This is a genomic window from Stenotrophomonas nitritireducens, from assembly GCF_050984405.1.
In the GTDB taxonomy this organism is placed as follows: Bacteria; Pseudomonadota; Gammaproteobacteria; order Xanthomonadales; family Xanthomonadaceae; genus Stenotrophomonas; species Stenotrophomonas nitritireducens_B.
The window spans coordinates 3902577-3923963 of record NZ_CP158790.1 but is presented as its reverse complement, the minus strand read 5'-3'; the positions used below and the strand labels follow the sequence as shown (position 1 = coordinate 3923963).

Here is a 21387-nt window from a genome sequence, read left to right as displayed (position 1 = left end):
CGACGGGCGGCCATTGTAAACGGCGGCCCTGTATGGGGCTTCACCGGCCTTGGCGTCCCCTGTAGGAGCGCACATTTGTGCGCGATGGAGCTTCACCGGGAAATCCCTCGCGCACAAATGTGTGCTTCTGCGGGGACGGGAACTACAGTCCCAGCCGCGCCTTCACCTCGGCGGCGATGCGCGGCGTCTCGCGCAGCGGTTCGATGGCCTGCGGCGGGTCGGCCTGCAGTGCGTCCAGCCCGTCCAGCAGGCGCCCGCGCTCGCGCAGCGCGCGCTGGAACCGCAGCATGCGTCCCTGCGCGCGGTGGCCGAGCAGCACGCCCACCGGCACCCGGGTGGCGCAGGCCTCGGACAGCAGGTTCACCGAATCCGGCGTGCACAGCACCCGGTCGGCCCAGCCCAGCAGGCCGGCGTAGGGGTTGCTGCCGTCGCCGCCGTCGCTCCAGATCACCCCGGGCACGTCGTCGAAGGCGCGCAGCAGCGCCTGCGTCACCGGCCGCGGCGTGCGCCGCGAGGTGGTGGCCAGCACGCTGCCGCCTTCGGCGCGGATGCGCGCGGCCAGTTCGGCCAGCAGCGGCACGATGTCCTCCTGCTGCCACGGCGCGTGGTCGGTGGGGCCGCCCACCAGCAGCGCGGTGCGCGGGCCGGGCAACTGCTCGAAGCTGGCGAAGGCGGCGCGGCCGCAGGCCAGCCAGTCGTCGGTCACCGGGTTCAGGCTGCCCAGCAGGGTCAGCACGTTGCCGCCACGCAGGCGGTCGTGTTCGGGCACCACCACCAGGTCCCAGTGGCGGGCGGCGATGCGCGGGTCGAGGATCTGCACCGTGCGCGTGCCCCGCCGGCCAAGCACGCGCAGCGCGCCGGCCGCCTGGCGGCCGCAGCCGATCGCCAGCGTCGGCGCCGGCCCGGTGGCCAGGCGCTCGAACGTCTCGCCGAAGCCGCGCGCGGCGCCGGGCAGGAGGCGTGGCGCCAGCCAGCGCCACGGCGCGCGCGGCTCCAGCTGCAGCCGCTGCTGCCCGCCCAGGCGCAGCGCCGATGCCAACGCCACGGCCTGGCGCACATTGCCGGCGCGGCCGTCGGTGATCGTCCAGGGAAGCGTCGATCGTTTCGCGTGTGGCATTAATTCGTTTCAGTGAGGCCTGGTGTTGCAACAGTCGCGACGCCCTACACTGCGCCCTCTGTTGCGGTGGCATTGTCCGGGGCTTTCCCGCACAAGGCCATGACCGTAGCCAATCCATCACGGAGTTTCCATGTCTGATGTTCTTGCCGATGCCGCGCTCGATCAGCTGTTCCGCACCGCACGCACCCAGAATGCCTTCCAGGACCGCCCGGTCGAGGACAGCCAGCTGCGCGCGCTGTACGACCTGCTGAAGTGGGGCCCGACCGCGGCCAACGCCACGCCGGCGCGCTTCGTGTTCGTGAAGTCGGCCGAGGCCAAGCAGAAGCTGGCCCCGGCGCTCTCCGAGGGCAACCTGGCCAAGACGATGGCCGCGCCGGTCACGGTGATCGTCGGCTACGACGAGGACTTCCACGAAAAGCTGCCGTACCTGTTCCCGCACACCGACGCCAAGTCCTGGTTCGACGGCCCGCGCGAAGGCCGCCACGAAGCTGCCTTCCGCAACGGCAGCCTGCAGGGCGCCTACCTGATGCTGGCCGCGCGCGCGCTGGGGCTGGATGCCGGCCCCATGTCCGGTTTCGACAACGCCAAGGTCGACGCGGCCTTCTTCGCCGGCACCGCCATCAAGTCCAACTTCCTCGTCAACCTGGGCTACGGCGACCCGGCCGGCGTGTTCCCGCGCCTGCCGCGCCTGTCCTTCGACGAAGCTGCGCGCATCGCCTGACCGTCGTTCCCACCCGGCGTCCGTTCTGCACCGGACGCCGGTAAGCTGAAACCGCTCCAGCCTTCTCATCCGCATCCACAGGAGACACCCATGTCCACCGTCACCAAGCTGCTGCTCCCGCTGGCCCTGGCCGCCGCCATCACCGCCTGCTCCAAGCCGGCCGATACCGCTGCCCCGGCCGCTCCGGCTGAAACCCCCGCCGCCGCCCCGGCCGAAGCCGCGGCCCCGGCCGCCCCGGAAGTGGCGCCGATCGAAGTCGCCTCCGGCACCTACAAGCTCGACCCGACCCACACCGACGTGCTGGTGCAGTGGAGCCACATGGGCTTCTCCAACCCGACCGCGCACTTCGGCCAGGCCGACGGCACCCTGGTCTACGACGCCGCCGACGTGACCAAGTCCAGCGTCGAAGTGACCCTGCCGCTGGCCGGCCTGAACAGCTTCACCGCCAAGTTCGACGAACACCTGCGCAGCGCCGATTTCTTCGACGCCGCCAAGTTCCCCACCGCCACCTTCAAGAGCACCAAGGTCGAAGCGGCCGGCACCAACAAGCTCACCGTCACCGGCGACCTGACCGTCAAGGGCACCACCAAGCCGGTCACCCTGGACGTCACCGTCAACGGCGCCGGCGAGCACCCGATGCTGAAGGTGCCGTCGGTGGGCTTCGACGCCACCACCACCCTCAAGCGCAGCGATTTCGGCGTGGGCGCCTACGCCCCGGCCGTGAGCGACGAGGTCAAGGTGCGCATCACCACCGAAGCCTCGATCCCGAAGGCCGAGTAATCCGCGCGCCGGGCACGCCGCCCGCACGCAACAAGCAGAAGGCCCGCCATTGGCGGGCCTTCTGCGTTTCGTTGGGACTGCGGCAAATCGGCCGTGCCGTGGTCCAGCCTCAGCGCAGCGCCTGCAGCCACGCCGCCACCGCCTCGCTGGGCGACTGTTTCGCCTTCACCGCCAGCCCGCTGGCCTGCACGAAGGTCTGCGCCACCTGCGCCAGCCGCTGCCGCGCGATCAGCATCACCTGCTTCGCCGCGGCCTGCTGCTTGCGCAGTTGCACGATATGGATCGACGGCCGCCCGGCCGGCGCGTACTTCTGGTCGCGGCGTAGCACGTCGGCCACCTGCGCCACCTCGTGCTCGGCCTGCAGCAGCTGCTGCTGCGCCTGCACCAGCGCACGCAGCGGCCCGCGCAGTGCCTGCGGCCGCTCGAAGCCCGCCAGCACCACATCGCAGCGGCCGTCGTCGGTCACGCGTTCGCGCAGGGTTTCCAGCATCGCCATCGTCAGTTTGGCCACGTTGCCGCCTGTTCCGTCTTGATCGGGGCGCGATTGTCGCATCGCCCATGCGCGAAAGCCCGCCATGGGCGGGCCTTCGTCATTCCTTATTGCTGCCGGCAGCTTATTCGCAGCGCACCGCGGTGATGATGTTGTGCGCGTCGAGGAACACACGCAGGCGGTCCTGGCGGATGTCCTGGGTGACGATCGTGGCCGGGCCGATCGGGTTCACCAGCCCCGCGCCGCTCTCGCGCGACAGCCGGCGCATGTTCGCTTCGTCGCCAGGCTGGCCCACCGCCCACTGCAGTTGCGAGGCATCGCAGCGGCCATCGCCGGACACCGTGGGCCCGGGCGTGGTCAGGCAGCCGCCCAGGCCGGTGGCGAGCAGCACGGCGGTGGCGGGAAGACGGAAACGGCGGAAAAGAGAAGGCATCATGGCAGGCGACCGGAGGGACCGCCGAAAGCATAGCAGCCACCATTGCCGGAGGCCGCGCGGGTGATACGGGTCACGTTGCGGGCGTGAGGCCGGCGTTTTCGTCACCGCGCGGCGCAAACGGATTGCTAGGCTTGGCCCGCCATCATCGGCAAGCGAACGGACAAGGAGTCTGGTCATGAACAATCCGGGGAAATCGCTCATCGCCGCCTGCATCGCTCTGGTTGTCGGCGGCCTGGGACTGGCGCGGGAGGCCGACGCCTGCACCCGCTTCGTCTACCACGGCGCCAACGGCGAGGTGATCACCGGCCGCTCGATGGACTACAAGGTCGACACCGGCACCCACCTGTGGATCTTTCCGCGCGGCATCGCGCGCACCGGCGAGGCCGGCCCGCACTCGCTGCAATGGACCTCGCGCTACGGCAGCGTGATCGCCAGCGCCTACGACATCGCCACCACCGACGGCATGAACGAGGCCGGCCTGGTCGCCAACCTGCTGTGGCTGGCCGAATCCGAATACCCCGACCGCGACAGCGGCAAACCGGGCCTGAGCATCTCGGCATGGACGCAGTACATGCTCGACAACTTCGCCAGCGTCGACGAAGCGGTGAAGGCGCTGGCGGAAGAACCGTTCACCCTGATCACCGACAGCCCGCCCGGCGAGCAGCGCCTGGCCACGTTGCACCTGTCGCTCTCCGACGCCAGCGGCGACAGCGCCATCATCGAGTACATCAAGGGCCGGCAGGTCATCCACCACAGCCGCGACTACCAGGTGATGACCAATTCGCCGGTCTTCGAGCAGCAGCTGGCGCTCAATGCGTACTGGCGCGAAATCGGCGGCACGGTGATGCTGCCGGGCACCAACCGCGCCGCCGACCGCTTCGCCCGCGCCTCGTTCTACGTCAGCGCCATCCCCAAGTCCGAGGACCCGGTCGAGGCCATCGCCTCGGCCTTCAGCGTGATCCGCAACGTGTCGGTGCCCTACGGCATCACCACCCCGGGCCAGCCCAATATTTCCTCCACGCGCTGGCGCACCGTGGCCGACCAGAAGCGCGGCCTGTACTTCTTCGAATCGGCGCTGGCGCCCAACGTATTCTGGGTGGACCTGAAGAAGATCGACTTCTCGCCGCAGGGCGGCACCACCCAACGGCTCGACCTGGGCCAGTACCAGCGCACGATCTACGCCGGCGAGGCCAACGCCCGGTTCAAGGCCGCCAAACCGTTCCGCTTCCTCGGCGTGTAGGACCGCGCCGGCCCAGGGGCCGCTTCACCGCATGGCGTTGAAGCGGCCCTCGCGGCCACGGCTCACTCGGCCTCGTCCGGATGCGCCTTCCAGTAACCGGTGGCGCGGATCCAGTCCTTCGGCACCTGCAGGTGGCCTTCGACGAACTTGCGCATCATGCGCGCGCGCCGCGATTCCAGCGCGATCCAGTAGTACGCATCGCCATCGGGCGTTTCGAAATCCACCAGCGCATCCTCCAGCAGCGTGCTGCTGGCCGCGTCGACGCCGTTGCGCTCCAGCCACGACACCCGCACCTGCGCGGCGCTGGGCAGCGGCTGGCGGTCGCCTTCCTCGGGAATCTCGATCAGCACCTCGGCTTGCGCATGTTCCGGCAGCTCGGCCAGGCGCCGCGCGATGGCCGGCAGCGCGGTCTCGTCGCCAATCAGCACGTACGCGTCGTAATCGTCGGCCACCAGATGCGAGCCGCGCGGCCCGGCCACCACCAGCGCATCGCCCACCTGCGCCCTGGCCGCCCAGCTCGAGGCCACGCCATGGCCGTGCAGCACGAAATCCAGCACCAGCTCGCCGGCTTCGGCGTCGTGGTGGCGTGGGGTGTAGTCGCGGGCGGGCGAGGGCGCCTGCCCTTCCGGGTAGCGCGGCCCCTGCTCGGTCAGCTCCGGCAGCACGAACGCGCCGTCGGCGTTGGGGAAGAACAGCTTGACGTGGTCGTCCGGCGACGGGCTTTCGAAGCCTTCCAGCTCGGCGCCGCCCACCACGATGCGCTGCATGTGCGGGGTCAGGCGCTCGCTGCGCAGTACCTGCAGCTGGCGGAAACGCGGGGTGAGGCGGAGGGTGCGGTTTTCATGTGGCATGGGGGACTCCAGGTGGGGGTATCCATCCGTAGGAGCGACTTCAGTCGCGATGTGGCTTTACCGGTGAAGCCCTTTCGCGACTGAAGTCACTCCTACACGACGGACATGGGAATACGGGTTACGTCGGCTGCCGGATCTGCGCCGTGGCCTGGTCCAGCAGGGCGGCGATGCGTTCGGCGTCGGCGTCCTCCCAGCGGCCGTTGCGCAGTACCAGCGCCTGCTTGAGCCGGTGCATGGCCTCCCGCACCGCCGGCGGCTGGTTGGCGCGGGCGATCACCCGCGCGCTGTGGCGGGCGCGCAGCTGCGCCGCTTCCACGTCGGCCTCGCGCAGCTTCAGCTGCGCCTGGCCGATCGCGGTGATGTGGTAGCGCTTGCGGCCGCCGTCCTCCTCGGCCGCCACCCAACGCTGCTTCTCGAAATCGGCCAGCAGCGGGTACACCGAGCCGGCGCTGGGCGTGTACACGCGCAGGAACATGTCGCTCACCAGCTGGATCAGCTCGTAGCCGTGGCGTGGCGCCTGCCCCAGCAGCGACAACAGCAGCAGGCGCAGGTCGCCGCGGCCGAGCGGGCGCGTGGCGGGGCGTTGACGGGAGGTCGGGGGCGGCGCGGGCGTCATGGTTTCGATATATCGAATGTGGGCGAAACGATATATCGAAAAAAGCGCAGGCGCAAACCGGTCAGGCGCCGCCGGGCCGTCATCGCGCTGATCCGCCGCGTTCACGGAGTACGGATGTGCGAGCGCACCCGTAGGTGCCGGGCTTGCCCGGCACGGCTTCGCCGGCAAGGCCTCATGCGGGGCGAGCCCCGCATCTACAAGATGGCTCCATGCGCGCGGCAAGCGCCGCATTCACGGGGTAATTGGGATCGGGTAAAGGCGCCGTAGGTGCCGGGCTTGCCCGGCACGGGCTTCACCGGGCGGCGCGAGTCCCGCATCTACGGCCTGCAGCGCTCCCTGGTGGCCCCCGCATCGGGGAACACGGTGTTCCGTGATGCGGGGTGTCACCGGTGGCGCTTGATCGGCAATGCCTCAACGGCGCGCAGCTCCGCTCCACGGACAGCGCTCCAGAGCAAGGGGGGCAGGGCGCCGCGCCTGTCCGCCGCTGTCCCGCCCGCGGCCATCGGGTTGTCGCGTCCTGTCCGCCAGACACCGCAATCCGCAAGGCCATACGCAGCCGTAGCCAGCTTCGCGGGCGGGCGGGTGCGCTACACTTTGCGGCTCAAAACTACTGAACAAGCGCGCGCGTGCGTGCCGTAACTGGGAGCGCCAATGAACTGGTTGAATGAAGTGCTGAACAACGACCCGAACCCCCTGGAAACCCAGGAGTGGATCGAGTCGTTGAAGGCCGTTATCGATGTCGAGGGCCCCGAGCGCGCGCATCAGTTGCTGGAAGGCATGGTGGAACTGACCCGTCGTTCGGGCGCGTTCCTGCCGTTCTCCCCCACCACCGAATACGTCAACACCATCGAGCCGCAGCTGGAGGCCAAGAGCCCCGGCAACGCCGAACTGGAATGGCGCATCCGTTCCATCATCCGCTGGAACGCCATGGCCACCGTGGTGCGCGCCAACCGCAAGCCGGGCGACCTGGGTGGCCACATCGCCTCCTTCGCCTCCGGCGCCACGCTCTATGACGTGGGCTTCAACCACTTCTGGCGCGCCCCCAGCGACACCCACCCCGGCGACCTGCTGTTCATCCAGGGCCACAGCGCCCCCGGCATCTACTCGCGCGCCTTCCTGGAAGGCCGCATCAGCGAGCAGCAGCTGGACAAGTTCCGCATGGAAGTGGACGGCGGCGGCCTGTCCTCCTACCCGCACCCGTGGCTGATGCCGGACTTCTGGCAGACCCCCACCGTGTCGATGGGCCTGGGCCCGCTGGCGGCCATCTACCAGGCGCAGTTCATGCGCTACCTGGAAAACCGCGGCCTCATCGAAAAGTCCGACCGCAAGGTGTGGTGCTTCATCGGCGACGGCGAGAGCGACGAGCCGGAAACCCTGGGCGCCATTGCCCTGGCCGGCCGCGAAGGTCTGGACAACCTGATCTTCGTGGTCAACTGCAACCTGCAGCGCCTGGACGGCCCGGTGCGCGGCAACGGCAAGATCATCCAGGAACTGGAAGGCGTGTTCCGCGGCGGCGGCTGGAACGTCATCAAGCTGCTGTGGGGCTCCTACTGGGATCCGCTCCTTGCCAAGGACACCAACGGCGTCCTCAAGAAGCTGATGATGGAAACCGTCGACGGCGAATACCAGAACTGCAAGGCCTTCGGCGGCGCGTACACGCGCGAGCATTTCTTCGGCAAGTACCCGGAAACCGCCGCCATGGTGGCCAGCCTGTCCGACGACGACATCTGGCGCCTGAACCGCGGCGGCCATGACCCGCACAAGGTGTACGCCGCCTACCACCAGGCCGTGAACACCAAGGGCATGCCCACCGTCATCCTGGCCAAGACGGTCAAGGGCTACGGCATGGGCAGCGCCGGCGAGGCGCTCAACCCCACCCACCAGACCAAGAAGCTGGACGACGAGGCGGTGCGCCACTTCCGCGACCGCTTCAACATCCCGGTCACCGACGAACAGCTCAAGGACGGCCAGGTGCCGTTCTACCACCCGGGCCCGGATTCGCCGGAAGTGCAGTACCTGCAGGAGCGCCGCGCCGCGCTCGGCGGCTACCTGCCGCAGCGCCGCCAGAAGGCCGACAAATCCTTCAACGCCCCCAAGCTGGAAACCTACGAGCGCCTGCTCAAGGATTCGGGCGAGCGCACCTATTCCACCACCATGGCCTTCGTGCAGACGCTGAACATCAGCCTGCGCGACAAGGAACTGGGCCCGCGCCTGGTGCCCATCGTCGCCGACGAAGCCCGCACCTTCGGCATGGAAGGCCTGTTCCGCCAGATCGGCATCTACGCCCCCTACGGCCAGAAGTACAAGCCGGTGGACGCCGACCAGCTCATGTACTACCGCGAAGACCAGAGCGGCCAGGTGCTGCAGCAGGGCATCAGCGAGCCGGGCGCCATCGCCTCGTGGATGGCCGCCGGCACCAGCTACTCGGTCAGCAACGTGCCCATGCTGCCGTTCTACATCTACTACTCGATGTTCGGCTTCCAGCGCGTGGGCGACCTGGCCTGGCAGGCGGCGGACATGCGTACCCGCGGCTTCCTGCTCGGCGGCACCGCTGGACGCACCACGCTCAACGGCGAAGGCCTGCAGCACGAGGACGGCTTCAGCCACCTGGTGGCCGGCGGCATTCCGAATGTGCGCAGCTATGACCCCACCTTCGGCTACGAGGTCACCGTGATCCTCCAGCATGGCACCAAGGCCATGATGGAAGACCAGATCGACGAGTACTACTACATCACCCTGATGAACGAAAACTACACCCACCCGGCCATGCCGGAAGGTGCAGCCGAGGGCATCATCAAGGGCATGTACCTGCTCACCGACGCCGGCAAGCCCAAGAAGGGCGAACTGCGCGTGCAGCTGCTGGGCAGCGGCACCATCCTGCGCGAAGCCATCGCCGCGGCCGAACTGCTGGACAAGGACTTCGGCGTCACCGCCGACATCTGGTCCTGCCCCAGCTTCAACGAACTGCGCCGCGACGGCTTCGACGCCGAGCGCTGGAACCGCCTCCACCCGGAAGCCGAACAGCGCAAGCCCTACGTCACCCAACTGCTGGAAGGCCGCCAGGGCCCGGCCATCGCCGCAACGGACTACGTGCGCGCCTACGCCGACCAGATCCGCGCCTTCGTGCCGATGACCTACTCGGTACTGGGCACCGACGGCTTCGGCCGCTCCGACACCCGCGCCAACCTGCGCCGCTTCTTCGAAGTGGACCGCTACTACATCGCCCACGCCGCCATCGCGGCGCTGGCGAAGGACGGCAAGATGACCGCGAAGGATGTGGCCCGGGCGATCAAGCAGTACAACATCGATCCGGAGAAGGCGAATCCTGTCGGGGTCTAGCGAATCGTGCTTTTGAGCTAAAGGCCCCGAAAGGGGCCTTTTTTTTAGGGATTTGCATGATAGGCGTCTTATGCAAGTATGTAATGGGGGTGGACGCCAGTCGCATCTCAAATTTAATTAAGTGCAAGAGATGTTCTGCTTTTATAACAGGGATGATATATGTCGCTTTTACTTGTTCATCTTTCAGATATTCATATAAAGACGGATTCCGATCCTATTCTGAAAAGAGGGGATGCGATCGCCGCTGCCCTAAACCCATATTTGCCTAGTGCCAGCCTTATTGTGATTGTCGTATCAGGAGATGTGGCGTTCTCCGGGGCTAAGAAGCAATATGCCGCAGCAAAGAAGTTCTTTGATGGGATTCGTAAAGCAGTTAGAAAAGAGGCTCGGTGTGATGTTGAGTTTCTCATTTGTCCTGGAAATCATGACTGCGACTTTGAAAAGAATAATCAGTCTAGAAAAAATAATATCCTCGGCGTTCAGGGCGGTGGTGGCGTCGACGATTCTGTAATAAAAAGCTGCACTCGAATTCAGGATGAGTTTTTTCGATTTCGCGATAGTTTAGAAACATGGAAAAGTCCGGCTGGGGATCGCCTTTGGCGCACGGTTTCAGTTGAGGCAGAAGGACGAAAAATTGTCTTTGATGCTCTAAATGTTTCTTGGGTTTCAAATATTAAAGAAGACAAAAACCTTTTCTTCCCTTTTTCGCGCTATCAAGATCAGGTGTTGGAGGAAAGTTCGGATATTAGGTTTATTGCGTTTCACCATCCTTTGAATTGGTTCTCGTCTTCTATATATAGGCCGTTCCGCAAATTTTTAAGAGACGTGGGGAGCGTTCTTATCAGCGGGCACGAGCATGAGGGGAATGTGGGACAGTTGGATGAAACGGAATCCGGGAAAAGTATCTATGTTGAGGGTCGTGTTCTTCAGGAAGGGTCCAGCGATCTAAGTGGGACTGGTTTTTTCATCTTGGAAGTCGATCTGCAAGAGATGGTAGTTAGGCACTCGGGATTTGAGTACTTCGCCGATCTCTATCGTCCGCAAGAGGGAGGGCGCACGTGGCAGATGCCAAGCGGAAAAAGCGGGAAGCTGGCGGTTTCACCCGATTTTCGTCGACTGCTGGAAGACGCTGGTGCAATATCTCACCCTGATGCAACCTCACAGATTACCCTTCAGGATATCTACGTTTATCCTGATCTTCGTAAGGTTCATGAAAGAGGGAAGACTCGCAAGTTTGTTGACTCTAAGATTCTCTTGAGTCCCTCGGAAACTCGAGATGGGGTAATACTAAAGGCAGATGAACGGACAGGTAGTACAAGCTTGTTGTACCAGCTGTTCATGTCTTATCTGGAGCAGGGTTTTGTGCCCATTCTTATTCGAGGGAACGAGATAAAGCGAGCCTCGAGTGGTCATATTGATGACCTCGTTTCTTCGGCGATTCGCGCGCAATATATGGACGAGGATCGTTTATCGGTTGCTCAGCGCTCGAGAAGCGAGAAGATCGTGCTGGTAGACGATATAGATGAGTCTAAGGTCTTAGATGCAGCTGGTCGAGCTCAGGTGCTCGGATATTTGCGTAAGATCGCGGATCATATGGTAGTGGTCGTTTCTGGTAATTTTGGTATCGAGGAAATACTAGAGGAAGATAATTCGGAAGAGCTGGTAAGCTTGGAGCACTACGAGATCCAGCCGTTCGGCTATAGCAAGCGGTCTGAGCTTGTTAAGAGGTGGATCGGCATAGGCCACAGTATAAGTGGGGCGGATCTAATTAGTGAATGCGATAAGGCCGAAAGACTAATCGCCTCTGCGATGCATAAGTCGCTAATTCCATCGGCTCCTCTATATCTGCTAACTCTTTTGCAGAGTATAAATGCTGGTAAAAGTGCAGATCTTAAAGAGAGTTCGCTGGGGCACTATTACGAGTTCCTCCTGACGGAGGCGCTTCTGAATGCAGGGGTGAGTCGCGCAAAGCTAACGGAGCATTATCAGTATGCGACTTATTTGGCTTGGGAATTTGGTAGCAGGGGTGTTCAGCGTCTAGAAAAGGCGGATTTGCGTGATTTTAATAAAAGATTCAGTGCGGAATTTTTCAGCATAGAGTTTGAGTCTGAAGTTAGACTTCTATTGAATGCAAGAATACTTATTGAATCGGGTGGGGAGTATGAGTTTAGATACCCGTACATGTATTATCACTTGAAGGGTAGGTACTTAAGCGCCAATCTGCATGAGCCTCATATACGGGACTATGTATCCAGATGCTGTGGGCACCTTTATGTAAGGGATTATGCAAATACAATCCTCTTTCTTGCCCATCATTCCAATAGTGATTGGCTGTTGGATGCAATTAAAGGCTCTATGGCTAAGTTGTTTGATAGCGTTAGCCCGGTGCGGTTCAATGGGGATACGGTAAAAGTTAATGAGCTGATCTCAGATGCACCGGCGTTGGTTTACAAAGGGGGTACCCCTGAGCAGCATCGCGAGAAAAAAAATAAGGACTTGGATGAGTTGGATGAATCTGAGGGTGATAGCGATGGCCTTATGGACAAAGAGGAGTCGTCCGACCACCTAAGCCTTTCTTCTCAGATTGTCATGCTTTTTAAGACTACTGAAATTCTGGGTCAAATACTTAAGAATCAGTATTCCACTATCAGGCGTCCGATGAAACGGGCGTTGTTACAGGCACTTTTTGATGGATCCCTTAGGTCTCTTAGTAGGTTTTATAGTGATATAGGGAGTAATTCGGATAAGTTGGTTGCAAGAGTGAGAAAGGCTATTGTTGATTCGGGCAAGAGTGCTGATCACGCTCAGAGAGATAAATTGGCCAGAAGGTTTCTGGCTGAAATCGTGCAGTCTATTTCTGTTAGCATAATTGGTCATGCGGCTCTCAGTATCAATTCGGATGAACTGTCTGCTGATATTTCTGATGCTGTAAGAGAGGTCCGAGGCGGGGGAGATGTTGGTAGTGAAGGGGCGTTTTCTTACAGGATTATTGAGCTTGCCGTTGTCTTGGATTCTGCAAAACCGATTCCTCGCGCATTGCTGGCTGATCTGTATGCGGAAAAGCGAGCGGACCTTATAGCGAACAGAATTATAAAGCTTCTTGTCTTGACGAGGCTTTATATGTTCCGAACTACAGAGTCTGATATGCAGTGGATAGCATCGACTCTAGATATCCCGCTCAGTCAGCAGCACCAGATTACTTACAGTCACGCAGGAAAGAAGGTCAAGTAAAAAAAGGAGGCCGGAACCGTTATTTCGGGTCCCGGCCTTTTCTTTTTCCTTTACATGGTTGGGGATGTAGGATTTTCCTTACTCCTGGGGATGGTTTATCTCTCTTGACATCGCTTTGCAGCAGTAGCACTCTCGCCCCAAGGAGCGTCGAAACTCCTCTAACAGCGGTACCCACCTCCGACAAACCGGTGGATTTTTTGTGCCCATCCCTGGGCGCAAGCCGACGCGATGCCTGCGTCGGGAGGGCGGCTAATACAACACCCTTCGGGGAAATACGCCCGCCGTCTGTTAGCGGTTTCGAACCTCCCGACATCCCGTCGCCTTCGGGCGGCGGTACTTGGCGTATTCCAGGAGGGCGTTGCCATGTACACCGCACCATCCCCGCCGGCCCACGCGCCGGGCTACCTGTTGCCCGAGGGCGCGCACGCCCTGCTGCTTGAAGTAGGCGACGTCATGCAGCGGCTGGCCGCACTGGCGGCCACCGAGCAGGGCAACCACGATCTCACCGCGCACCTGCTGTGCCAGCCCGGCGTGCTGGCGCAATGCCTGCGCAGCCTGTCCCTGCGTATCAACGTCGCCCTGCGCGAGTGCCGCTGCCCGGCCCAATCCACCTGCGACGCGCAGGAGGCCCCATGAGCCGCCGCCGCGCCTCCGGCGCATCAGCCGGCGAGCAGTCCGTCTGTTACTCGTGGCAGGCAACCGCTCAAGCGCTCCTCGACGCCTTGCCGCCCCTGCCGCCACCCGATCTCCAACCCGATCCGCTCCCCTCCCGCCCCGGCAGCCTGAGTGCACCCCGCCGCCCACGCAGGCCCCGGCAATGCACGGTCAGTTATACCCACTACGCTGGTGCCTACGACCACGGCGGCGACCAGGCCGTGCCGCATCTGCGGCTGAGTGGCCTGTGGCTGGAGCAGCTTGGCTTCGCCATCGGCAGCAAGCTACGGATCACCGCGCAGGAAGGGCGTTTGGTGATTGAGTTACCGGCGTGAGGAGAGGGAAAGCGGAGCGGGAGCCGAAGGTAGGTCGCGCTCCCGCTTTCAGGCCTTGAATCGTTCCCGACGGTGCCACTGGAGATAGATGGGGTGGGGCCGCCATGCGGGGTTGTCGGGAAGGATGAGCTTCTTTTCGGGGCGGATCAGCTTGTCCAGCCCGTCGGGCACACCGTGCGGCGAGAGCAGAATGTCGTAGTTATCGGAGAAGCTCATCAGCCCACGATCAAACAGCCAGTGCGCCGTTCCCGTCAGCGCAATGCCGTTACGCACGGTATCTGGCCCATCGCTCTCGACGGGGCGGATATGCGCGGCCTCCACTTCGGGGCGGCCGCCGCCGTTGATCAGGCGCAGGCCAGTGACCGCGCAGGTCTTGTCATAGGCGCCCCGCACGTGGCGCCTGAAGCGCGCATCGCGGAACTTCCGGTTGATGACGTGTTGGACGATGGCGCGGGGCACGTACTCTGGCGGCGCTTCCTCCGCTAGGTCCACGTCGAACATCGGCTCGTCCGGTGTAGCGGCTTCCCACGGTTCCAACTCGCTCGCGAACCCGGCCTGCACGATGGCGGCGAACTCGTTGAGTGGAATGTTGCGCACGGAGCGCCCGAACGCTCCCTTGTTGGTACTCCCATCCTCCTTCTTGAGCATGGATTCGTAGTAGTGGCCGTTCTCCTTGAAGGGGACGGCACGGTCGAACTCCATGAACTCGGAGATACGCGCGTAGTAGTGGTCAGGTGAGCGCGGATCCGCCTCAACGGCCGTGAGCCGTGCCATGGCGAAGTAGGCTTGGCGCCCCGTGGCGCTCTGCGGCCCCGTGGTTCGGCGTGGTTCGTAGTAGAGAACGAAGTCACCTACCGCGGCTTGTGCCTGCTTCAGGTAAGTGGCCGGGAAGTGGTAACGCTCTTCGATCTGGTCGTCGTAGGCAGAGCTTTCGGATGTGGTGAGTACCGCGTTGGTCATGCCTGCCTCCAATCATTTTGCCCATTCAGGGTAGCAGGCAGGCGTCGCGCCAGACCATCGTGCTATGGCAAGAAATGTTGGCCGGCGCATCACCGCCGCATAGGTGACATCCAGTCAATGTCTATTCGTTGCAGGTCGTAGTCTTCCCCGTACTGCAGAGCGGCATCGTGCGGACGAAGGTCTGCATAGCGGGCTAACTCTGTCTCACCCATGCCAGCTTTTGCATGGTCAATCAGAAAGTAACGCTTCAACGCGGTATCAAAGTCCTGCAGCCAATTTGGATCAACGTTGCATTGCATGTCGGCTTTCCTGTCGGCGATGCAACGATTGTGTCCGTCGTCATCTCGTTGGCTGCGACGCGCTGCAGGCTAGCCGGCAAACCTGCGCGCAAACGTCTCCACGACGGCATGGTTCTCACGCGCGAGCTGGTTGAATTCCGGCGAGGTGATGCGGTCGCTGTCGGCCACGGCACGCCAGAAGTGCAGTGCGGCGTCTGCGGCCCATGCAATGTGGGGCAATTGGCCGCTGTGGGCCGGTGCGGCCAGTGGCAGTGGGCTGGCCGGGCGCACGATGCCGGTGCGCGAAGGGGCCAGGTACATGGGCAGCATGTCGTAGGCGGGGCATAGAGGCAGCGGGCCGTTGTCGGTCAGGTGGAAGCCGAGGTTGCCCAGGTGCATGTCGCTGTTGCCGATGAAGCGGCCAAACCAGTGCAGGCGGGCCATGTCGTCGGCGGTGCTGCGTTCTATCCAGCGTTGTGCCAGCAATTGTTCGCCGGCCGGGCCCCAGTCGCGCGGGCCTTCGCCGATGAACGCGGCGTCCAGTGCCAGCAGCGAGACGAAGCCGCGCCGGCCCAGCGTGCCGGGCATGCGGTCGAAGCGACGCACTTCGAGGAAGGTGTGGCCGTCGGTTTCGATCAGCTCCGATTCGGCGGCATCGAGGCCGGCGGCGCGCAGGCAGTGCAGGGCGAGGTGTTCGCAGGCCAGCAGTTCGGCCCAGCGCCGTGCGGCCTGGCCTTCATCGGGCGGGGCGAACTTCACCAGCGCGGCGTAGCGGCCGTGCCCGGTGCCCACCGTGGCGGTGAACTTGGGTTGCTCGCCGCCCGGGGACGAGCCGATTTCCTCGCCCGCCAGCGCTTCCCGCGCCCACGCCGGGTAGCGCTGGGCGCGTTGCGCGGGGGTAACCGCATCGCTGGGGGCATCTAGCTCGGCAAGGGCGCGCTCGACGGCGAACTGCCCCAGCAACAGGTCGCCCATGCCGGTGCCGCCGTGGAGGATGGCGGTGAGGGTGTCGCGTACCTGCCAGCGGGCCAGGTCTTCCGGCACACCCAGTTGCCGGCCCAGGCGATGGGCGAGGGTGCGGCCAAGGAAGCCCTGCGGGCGCAGGTCGTCGAGGAACCATGGCAGGCCCGGGAAGTGCCCGCCGACGGCATTCACCGGCCGCGTCAGGTTGGGGCACTTGCCCGAGGGCTGGAAGTGGAAGCGGTCGCCGCGCAGGGCGTGCAGCGTGCCGAGTTCTTCCAGCGTCGCATCGGCGCGCATGCGGAACAGCGGCCATGCGTTGGTGTTGCCAGTGGCGCGGGCCACGTAGCTGGTGGCGCGGGCATTGCCGATGCGCAGCACCTGGTTGCCGGCTTCGGCTACCAGTCGGGCCAGCACCGGGCGGGTGATGCCGAGTCGCTCGGTCAGTACGCCTGCGGGCACCGGGTCGCCTTCCCGCAGCAGGGCAAGCAGATCGACGAATGTGGCGGCTGGGGGACGGGGCATGGGATGGGTTTGTTTCTTTACGATTTTCAGACGATAGTGAAGCGTTGGTTGGTTTTCAAGTTATTGTTCTGAAAAAGAATGCTGGTGGGTATCAGGGGTTTAGGTGGGTGGGTTTCTTTACGATTCCTGGGTTGATTCAGAAGCAACGACACCCCTTCTGGCGATTCGGGACCGGCCGGCTGGCGTGGTCACCGGCGTTCCAGCGTGTGTGAACCCGTGATGCCCGCGTCCATGCCCAGCTCGCATGTCGGTGTTCGCAGAAACCCGCCTCTGACCCGGTTTTTCCCGCGGGCGTTCAAAAGATGCCTGCGCGCGCCGATAACGATTGCGGCGCTGCATACATTGCGTCCGCCATCATGGCGTGCGGCCTGTGTGCGCATATATCCAATACGGCAAACGGAGATGCCTCACCCGGGCAATCCGAAATTCGCCTCTGACTCCGGTTTCGCCCTCCAACTTCGAACTGCCTGATGATCGCAACTCTCCTGGTCGGCATGCTCTGCGTCCACCTGCTGTGCTTTGCCGTGATGTTCCTGCTCATCAGCCGGCGCCTGGAGGGCGACCGGATGGGGATGGAGGTGTTCGCGCTGGGCAACCTCATGCTGGGCGGGGCGTATGTGCTGCAGCTGCTGGAGGGTGCGCCGGGCTGGGGCTGGATGAGTGTGGCCAACCACACGCTAACGCTGTGCGCGCCGGTGGCGTATTGCGTGGGTGGGGTACGCTTCTTCGGGCGTTCGGCGCCGCTGCTGCGGCCGCTGCTGGCCGTGGCGCTGGGTTACGGCGCCCTGCAGGTGCTGGCGCAGTGGGTCTGGGGGCCGGTAGGGCGCTATGCCCTGCTCGCGGCCACCTGCGCGGTGCTGTTCGCCGGCATGGTGCTGGTGCTGGTCCGTGGCATGCGCAACTTCGCGCGGGATCTGCGCGGCGAGATGGTGTTGTTCGTCTGCCTGATCAGCGGCATCAGCATGCTCAACGCCATGAAGTTCGCCAAGCTGCTCGGCGGCGGGCTGGAGGCGCTGAGCATGGACAGCCAGTTCCAGATGGTCTTCTACGTCTACATGTGTTCGCTGGCGACGATTCTGCCGCCATTGATTGTGTGGCTGGTACTGCGGCGCATGAGCGATGCGCTGCGTTCCACGGCGGCGCGCGACCCGTTGACGCAGTTGCTCAACCGCCGCGGCCTGGATGCGGCGCTGAACACTCACTTCCGGCGCCGGGCCGGTACCGCGCATCTGCTGCTGATCGATATCGACCACTTCAAGCGCATCAACGACACCCACGGCCACCACATCGGCGATGCCGTGCTGTGCGGCGTCGCCGATGCCCTGCGCGGGGCGGTGCGCAAGGGCGACCTGGTGTGCCGGCTGGGGGGCGAGGAGTTCGTCGCCATCTGCGTGGAGTCCGACGGCGCGTCTGCGCTGCATGTGGCCGAGCGTGTGCGCAGCACCATCGCCGGGCAGGCCATGCTGCAGGAAACCCGGGGCGACGGGGTGTACTGCACGGTGACCATCGGTGTTTCGCATGGCTTCAACAAACAGGCCGCCCTCGAACACGCCATGCAGCAGGCCGATGCCGCGCTGTACCGCGGCAAGGACGCCGGCCGCAATCGCATCGAGCTGCACCGCGGGTAGGAGCGCCGGTTGTCGGGGCTCAGGAACACCTCTGTGCCGCTCACCGCTGTCTGTGCATCAACCGCCAGCCATCCGCACCTCGATGGCCGCTGGGAAATGAGTGCGACCGGCGGAGTCAGGGAAGCGGTGCGGGCGTCTGGCCCTGCTCCTGCCTCTGTACCTTCCTCCACGCACGCAGGCCGCTGACCGCCAGCGCCACGAACACCAGGTACAGCGCCGCGGTGGCGTGCAGCGCCTTCACCGCGTACATGCCCACGTAGACCACGTCCACCACGATCCACAGCCACCACGCGGCGGCGTGGCGGCGCGCCTGCCACCACTGCGCCACCAGGCTGAGCGCGGCGAGCATGGCGTCCAGCCAGGGCAGGGCGGCGTTGGTCCAGGTGTGCATGGCCGCGCCCAGGGCCAGGCCGAAGGCCACGCCCAGGCCCAGGTCGCGCGCGCAGGCCTCCATTGCCAGCGGGGCGATGGCGACGCGGCCGTCGGGTTTGTCCTGCCGGTGCCAGGTGGCCCAGCCGTAGGCCAGGAACGCGGCGAAGGCGCCCTGCAGCAGCATGTCCGAGTACAGCCGCGCCTCGAAGAACACCAGCGCGTACAGGCCCACGGATACCAGCCCCACCGGCCAGGCGAGCATGCGCCGCTGCGCCATCAGCCAGACGCCGAGGGCGCTGGCGATGACGGCCGACCATTCCAGCAGTGCGGGGTTCATAGCGCGAGGGTGACCGTCAGCCGCGCCTGGCGCGGGGCGCCGGGGAACAGGTAGTAGTCGCCGGAGCTGCTGCCCGTGTCGCGCCAGTAGAAGCGGTTGAACACGTTGTCAACCGACAGGTTCCAGTCCAGCGCGTGGCCGCGCAGTTCATGCCGGAAGCGCAGGCCGGCATCCACCACGCTGTATCCGGGCGCGCGCACGCGGCCGTCGGCGGTGGCCACGTTGGAGGAGGCGTAACGCCAGCCACCGGTGAGGCCCAGCCCGGCGACGAACGGCAGCGCGTAGTCGGCATGCACGCTGGCGCGGGTGGTGGGCACGTTGATCAGCGGGTGGCCTTCGTAGGCCGGGGTGCCGGTGTGGCGCGCGCGCGCCTGCAGCACGCTGGCGCTGGCGGTGAGCTGCAGGTTCTCGCCCACGCGGCCGCGCGCGCTCAGTTCCAGACCGGTGTGCACCTGCTGGCCTTCCTGCACGAAGGTGTAGCCGTAGTCGCTGTCGTCCGGTTTGGCGTACTGGAACGGCCGGCTGATGCGGAACAGCGCCGCGCCCAGGGTCAGCGCGTCGCTGGGCATGTACTTGGCGCCCACTTCCACCTGGCGCGACAGCACCGACGGCAGGAAGTCGCCTTCGTTGCTGGTCCAGAACGGCGCCTCCTGGCCCAGCGCGATGCCGCGCACGTAGCTGGCGTACAGGTTGAGCTGCGCGTTGGCGCTCCAGATCAGCGCGGTCTGCGGCAGGAAGTGCGACACGCGGCTCTCGCGCTCGGGGTTGCCGCGTTTGTCCCAGGCGCGCTCGTCCAGGCGCACGAAGCGGCCGCCGGCCAGCCACTGCCAGTCGTCGGCGAAACGCACGCGGTCAAGCACGAACAGCGCCTTCTGGCGGCTGTCCAGGCGGCGCACCGACGGGCCGGGCTGCAGCGGCGAGGGCTCGAACTGCGGCACCTCGCGGTCGTGGATGTTGCCGCTGCCGACGTATTCGTTGACGTTGCGGCGCTTGTCCACGCTGCGGCGGAAATAGTCCGCGCCCAGCACGAGCTGGTGCTCCACCGCGCCGGTGGAGAAGCGGCCGCGCAGTTCGGCGCGCAGCTGCTGGTTGCGGCGGGTGTCGTCCGGGCTGCGGTAGTCGTAGATGTCGTAGTCGCCGTTGGGCGCGAAGTAGTTGCCCGGCACGCTGCCGTCGGCGCAGCCGGCGGTGTAGTAGCAGCCGTAGGCGAAGGCGACGTTGTCGTCGATGACCGAGCGGCTGTGGCTGGCCGACACGCGCGACTGCCACGCGGGGCTGAAATCGTAGGTGTGCAGCGCGGTGAGGTTTGTGCTGTCGATGCCCACCGGCCGCTGCCAGCGCTGGTAGCCCAGCATCTGCCTGCGGTCCACGTTGCGCGGCAGCGTGCTGGCGCCCAGCAGCTGGTAGCCCGAGGCCGAGCGCTGCGCGCTGGTCTGGTAGTTGGCATCCACTTCGAGCTTGCCGCGCTCGCCGATCAGCCAGTCGGAGGCCAGCGCGTAGAAGTTGCGGCGGCCGTCGGCGTGGTCGATGTAGGAGCGGCTGCTGTCCCACGCGGCGTTGAAGCGCACGCCGAAACGCGGCGTCAGCCAGTGGCCCACGTCCACGGCGGCATAGCGCGAACCTTCGGCATCGGTGCCGAGGGTGACGGTGCGCACCTCGGCCGGGCGCTTGCCCACGTAGTTGATGACGCCGCCCGGCGCGATCACCCCGGCGGCCAGGCCGGCCTCGCCCTTGAGGATTTCCACCTGCTGCACGTTCTCCAGCGCCAGGCGCTGCTCGCCGGCCACGGTGAGGCCGTTGAAGCGGTAGCCGGTGGCGGTGTCCAGCGCGAAACCGCGGATGGCGATGTTCTGGTAGTAGCCCACCGGCGCGTAGCTGTCGCCCAGCGAGGCATCGTTGCTGGCCAGTTCGGACAGCGTGCGCACCACGCGCTGGTCGAGCAGGGCGCGGTCCAGCACGCTGATCGAGGCCGGGGTGTTCTTCCAGTCGCCGCTGCCGAAGCTGTTGGACTGGGTGTCCTTGGCGTCGGGCTGTTTGGCCTGCACGCGCACGGCGGCCAGCTCGGTGGGCGAGCGGTCGGTGGCGGTGTCGAAGGCACTGGCGTGCAGCGGCAGGGCCGCGCCCAGCGCGGCGGTCAACAGCGAAATTCGGTGGCAGCGGTTCATTCGTTTCGTCATCAGCCGTGGGGGAGACGAAGCGAAGGCGCGCACGCGCGACCGGCCACGAAGGCGGTGTGCCTGCTGCTCAAAGCTCCCTACGCCGGTGCAAACCGGATCAGGTTCCAAGGGACTCTCTCAGCCTGGACAAGCCCAGGCACCCCCGCTTCAGGGGCGTATTTGACCACAAATGTTGCGGTTTGGCCCGTGGGTGGGGGGAGTGGGGCTTGGCGCGCAGGGAGCCTGACATTTCGTGGATGCGGGGCTTGCGCCGCAATGGTGCCCCTTCCAGCGAAGCCCGTGCATACCGCCAAGGAGTCGGATGGCTCTGCCAGCCGGACTTTCCAAGAGGCCTCCGGAG

The 21387-nt window shown here is 64.7% G+C and carries 18 protein-coding genes and 1 riboswitch; of the genes, 8 read left to right on the top strand and 10 right to left on the bottom strand.

Features of this window, described 5'->3' with window-relative positions; translation table 11 throughout:
* Positions 1-142: 142 nt before the first annotated feature.
* Positions 143-1117, bottom strand: coding sequence for a mitochondrial fission ELM1 family protein (locus ABTV91_RS17550; RefSeq protein ID WP_433852591.1), 975 nt, complete (start codon positions 1115-1117; stop codon positions 143-145).
* 130 nt (positions 1118-1247) lie between these two features.
* Between ABTV91_RS17550 and ABTV91_RS17545 the strand changes: the two genes are divergently transcribed.
* Together ABTV91_RS17545 and ABTV91_RS17540 are read left to right on the top strand one after the other, a co-directional pair.
* On the top strand, positions 1248-1838 hold the full coding sequence (locus ABTV91_RS17545; protein ID WP_433852590.1) for a malonic semialdehyde reductase: 591 nt from the start codon (positions 1248-1250) through the stop codon (positions 1836-1838).
* Between the two features lie 90 nt (positions 1839-1928).
* Positions 1929-2618, top strand: a complete 690-nt coding sequence (locus ABTV91_RS17540; protein WP_433852589.1) for a YceI family protein — start codon at positions 1929-1931, stop codon at positions 2616-2618.
* A gap of 109 nt (positions 2619-2727) precedes the next feature.
* Here ABTV91_RS17540 and ABTV91_RS17535 read toward each other — a convergent pair whose 3' ends face one another.
* Entirely contained in the window at positions 2728-3129 is a 402-nt protein-coding gene (locus ABTV91_RS17535; protein ID WP_433852588.1) for a hypothetical protein, read from the bottom strand.
* A gap of 103 nt (positions 3130-3232) precedes the next feature.
* A complete protein-coding gene (locus ABTV91_RS17530; protein ID WP_433854219.1) occupies positions 3233-3541 on the bottom strand; it encodes an I78 family peptidase inhibitor in 309 nt (102 codons plus the stop codon).
* Between the two features lie 178 nt (positions 3542-3719).
* On the opposite strand from ABTV91_RS17530, the gene ABTV91_RS17525 reads away from it, so the two are divergent.
* A complete protein-coding gene (locus tag ABTV91_RS17525; RefSeq protein WP_433852587.1) occupies positions 3720-4784 on the top strand; it encodes a linear amide C-N hydrolase in 1065 nt (354 codons plus the stop codon).
* Positions 4785-4846: 62 nt separating this feature from the next.
* Here ABTV91_RS17525 and ABTV91_RS17520 read toward each other — a convergent pair whose 3' ends face one another.
* Positions 4847-5635 (bottom strand): siderophore-interacting protein, encoded by a 789-nt coding sequence (locus ABTV91_RS17520; protein WP_433852586.1) that lies wholly within the window; start codon positions 5633-5635, stop codon positions 4847-4849.
* A gap of 118 nt (positions 5636-5753) precedes the next feature.
* Positions 5754-6251: a PadR family transcriptional regulator gene (locus ABTV91_RS17515; RefSeq protein ID WP_433852585.1), complete on the bottom strand. Its 498-nt coding sequence runs from the start codon at positions 6249-6251 to the stop codon at positions 5754-5756.
* Positions 6252-6902: 651 nt separating this feature from the next.
* Here ABTV91_RS17515 and aceE point away from each other — a divergent pair.
* The 4 genes from aceE (at position 6903) to ABTV91_RS17495 (ending at position 13810) form a co-directional block, all read left to right on the top strand.
* Complete coding sequence (gene aceE, locus ABTV91_RS17510) at positions 6903-9590, top strand: pyruvate dehydrogenase (acetyl-transferring), homodimeric type (protein WP_433852584.1); 2688 nt, start codon at positions 6903-6905, stop codon at positions 9588-9590.
* Between the two features lie 159 nt (positions 9591-9749).
* Positions 9750-12821, top strand: a complete 3072-nt coding sequence (locus ABTV91_RS17505; RefSeq protein WP_433852583.1) for a metallophosphoesterase — start codon at positions 9750-9752, stop codon at positions 12819-12821.
* Between the two features lie 363 nt (positions 12822-13184).
* Positions 13185-13457 (top strand): XAC0095 family protein, encoded by a 273-nt coding sequence (locus tag ABTV91_RS17500; protein ID WP_433852582.1) that lies wholly within the window; start codon positions 13185-13187, stop codon positions 13455-13457.
* Complete coding sequence (locus tag ABTV91_RS17495; protein WP_433852581.1) at positions 13454-13810, top strand: SymE family type I addiction module toxin; 357 nt, start codon at positions 13454-13456, stop codon at positions 13808-13810. The genes ABTV91_RS17500 and ABTV91_RS17495 overlap by 4 nt, the downstream gene beginning before the upstream one ends.
* A gap of 48 nt (positions 13811-13858) precedes the next feature.
* Here the strand turns inward: ABTV91_RS17495 and ABTV91_RS17490 are convergent, their stop codons facing one another.
* The 3 genes from ABTV91_RS17490 to yjjJ all read right to left on the bottom strand — a co-directional run bounded on the left by ABTV91_RS17490 (position 13859) and on the right by yjjJ (position 16533).
* Entirely contained in the window at positions 13859-14770 is a 912-nt protein-coding gene (locus ABTV91_RS17490; RefSeq protein WP_433852580.1) for an HNH endonuclease, read from the bottom strand.
* Between the two features lie 89 nt (positions 14771-14859).
* Positions 14860-15069: a hypothetical protein gene (locus ABTV91_RS17485; RefSeq protein ID WP_433852579.1), complete on the bottom strand. Its 210-nt coding sequence runs from the start codon at positions 15067-15069 to the stop codon at positions 14860-14862.
* A gap of 69 nt (positions 15070-15138) precedes the next feature.
* Complete coding sequence (gene yjjJ, locus ABTV91_RS17480) at positions 15139-16533, bottom strand: type II toxin-antitoxin system HipA family toxin YjjJ (RefSeq protein WP_433852578.1); 1395 nt, start codon at positions 16531-16533, stop codon at positions 15139-15141.
* A gap of 470 nt (positions 16534-17003) precedes the next feature.
* Between yjjJ and ABTV91_RS17475 the strand changes: the two genes are divergently transcribed.
* Positions 17004-18161 carry a GGDEF domain-containing protein gene (locus tag ABTV91_RS17475; RefSeq protein WP_433852577.1) on the top strand — a complete coding sequence of 386 codons (1158 nt, stop codon included), beginning with the start codon at positions 17004-17006 and terminating at the stop codon, positions 18159-18161.
* Positions 18162-18276: 115 nt separating this feature from the next.
* Here the strand turns inward: ABTV91_RS17475 and pnuC are convergent, their stop codons facing one another.
* Both pnuC and ABTV91_RS17465 read right to left on the bottom strand, forming a co-directional pair.
* Complete coding sequence (gene pnuC, locus ABTV91_RS17470) at positions 18277-18870, bottom strand: nicotinamide riboside transporter PnuC (RefSeq protein ID WP_433852576.1); 594 nt, start codon at positions 18868-18870, stop codon at positions 18277-18279.
* A complete protein-coding gene (locus ABTV91_RS17465; protein ID WP_433852575.1) occupies positions 18867-21035 on the bottom strand; it encodes a TonB-dependent siderophore receptor in 2169 nt (722 codons plus the stop codon). Before ABTV91_RS17465 ends, pnuC begins: the two co-directional genes overlap by 4 nt.
* Positions 21036-21104: 69 nt before the next feature.
* Positions 21105-21201, bottom strand: a riboswitch (TPP riboswitch).
* Between the last annotated feature and the right edge of the window lie 186 nt (positions 21202-21387).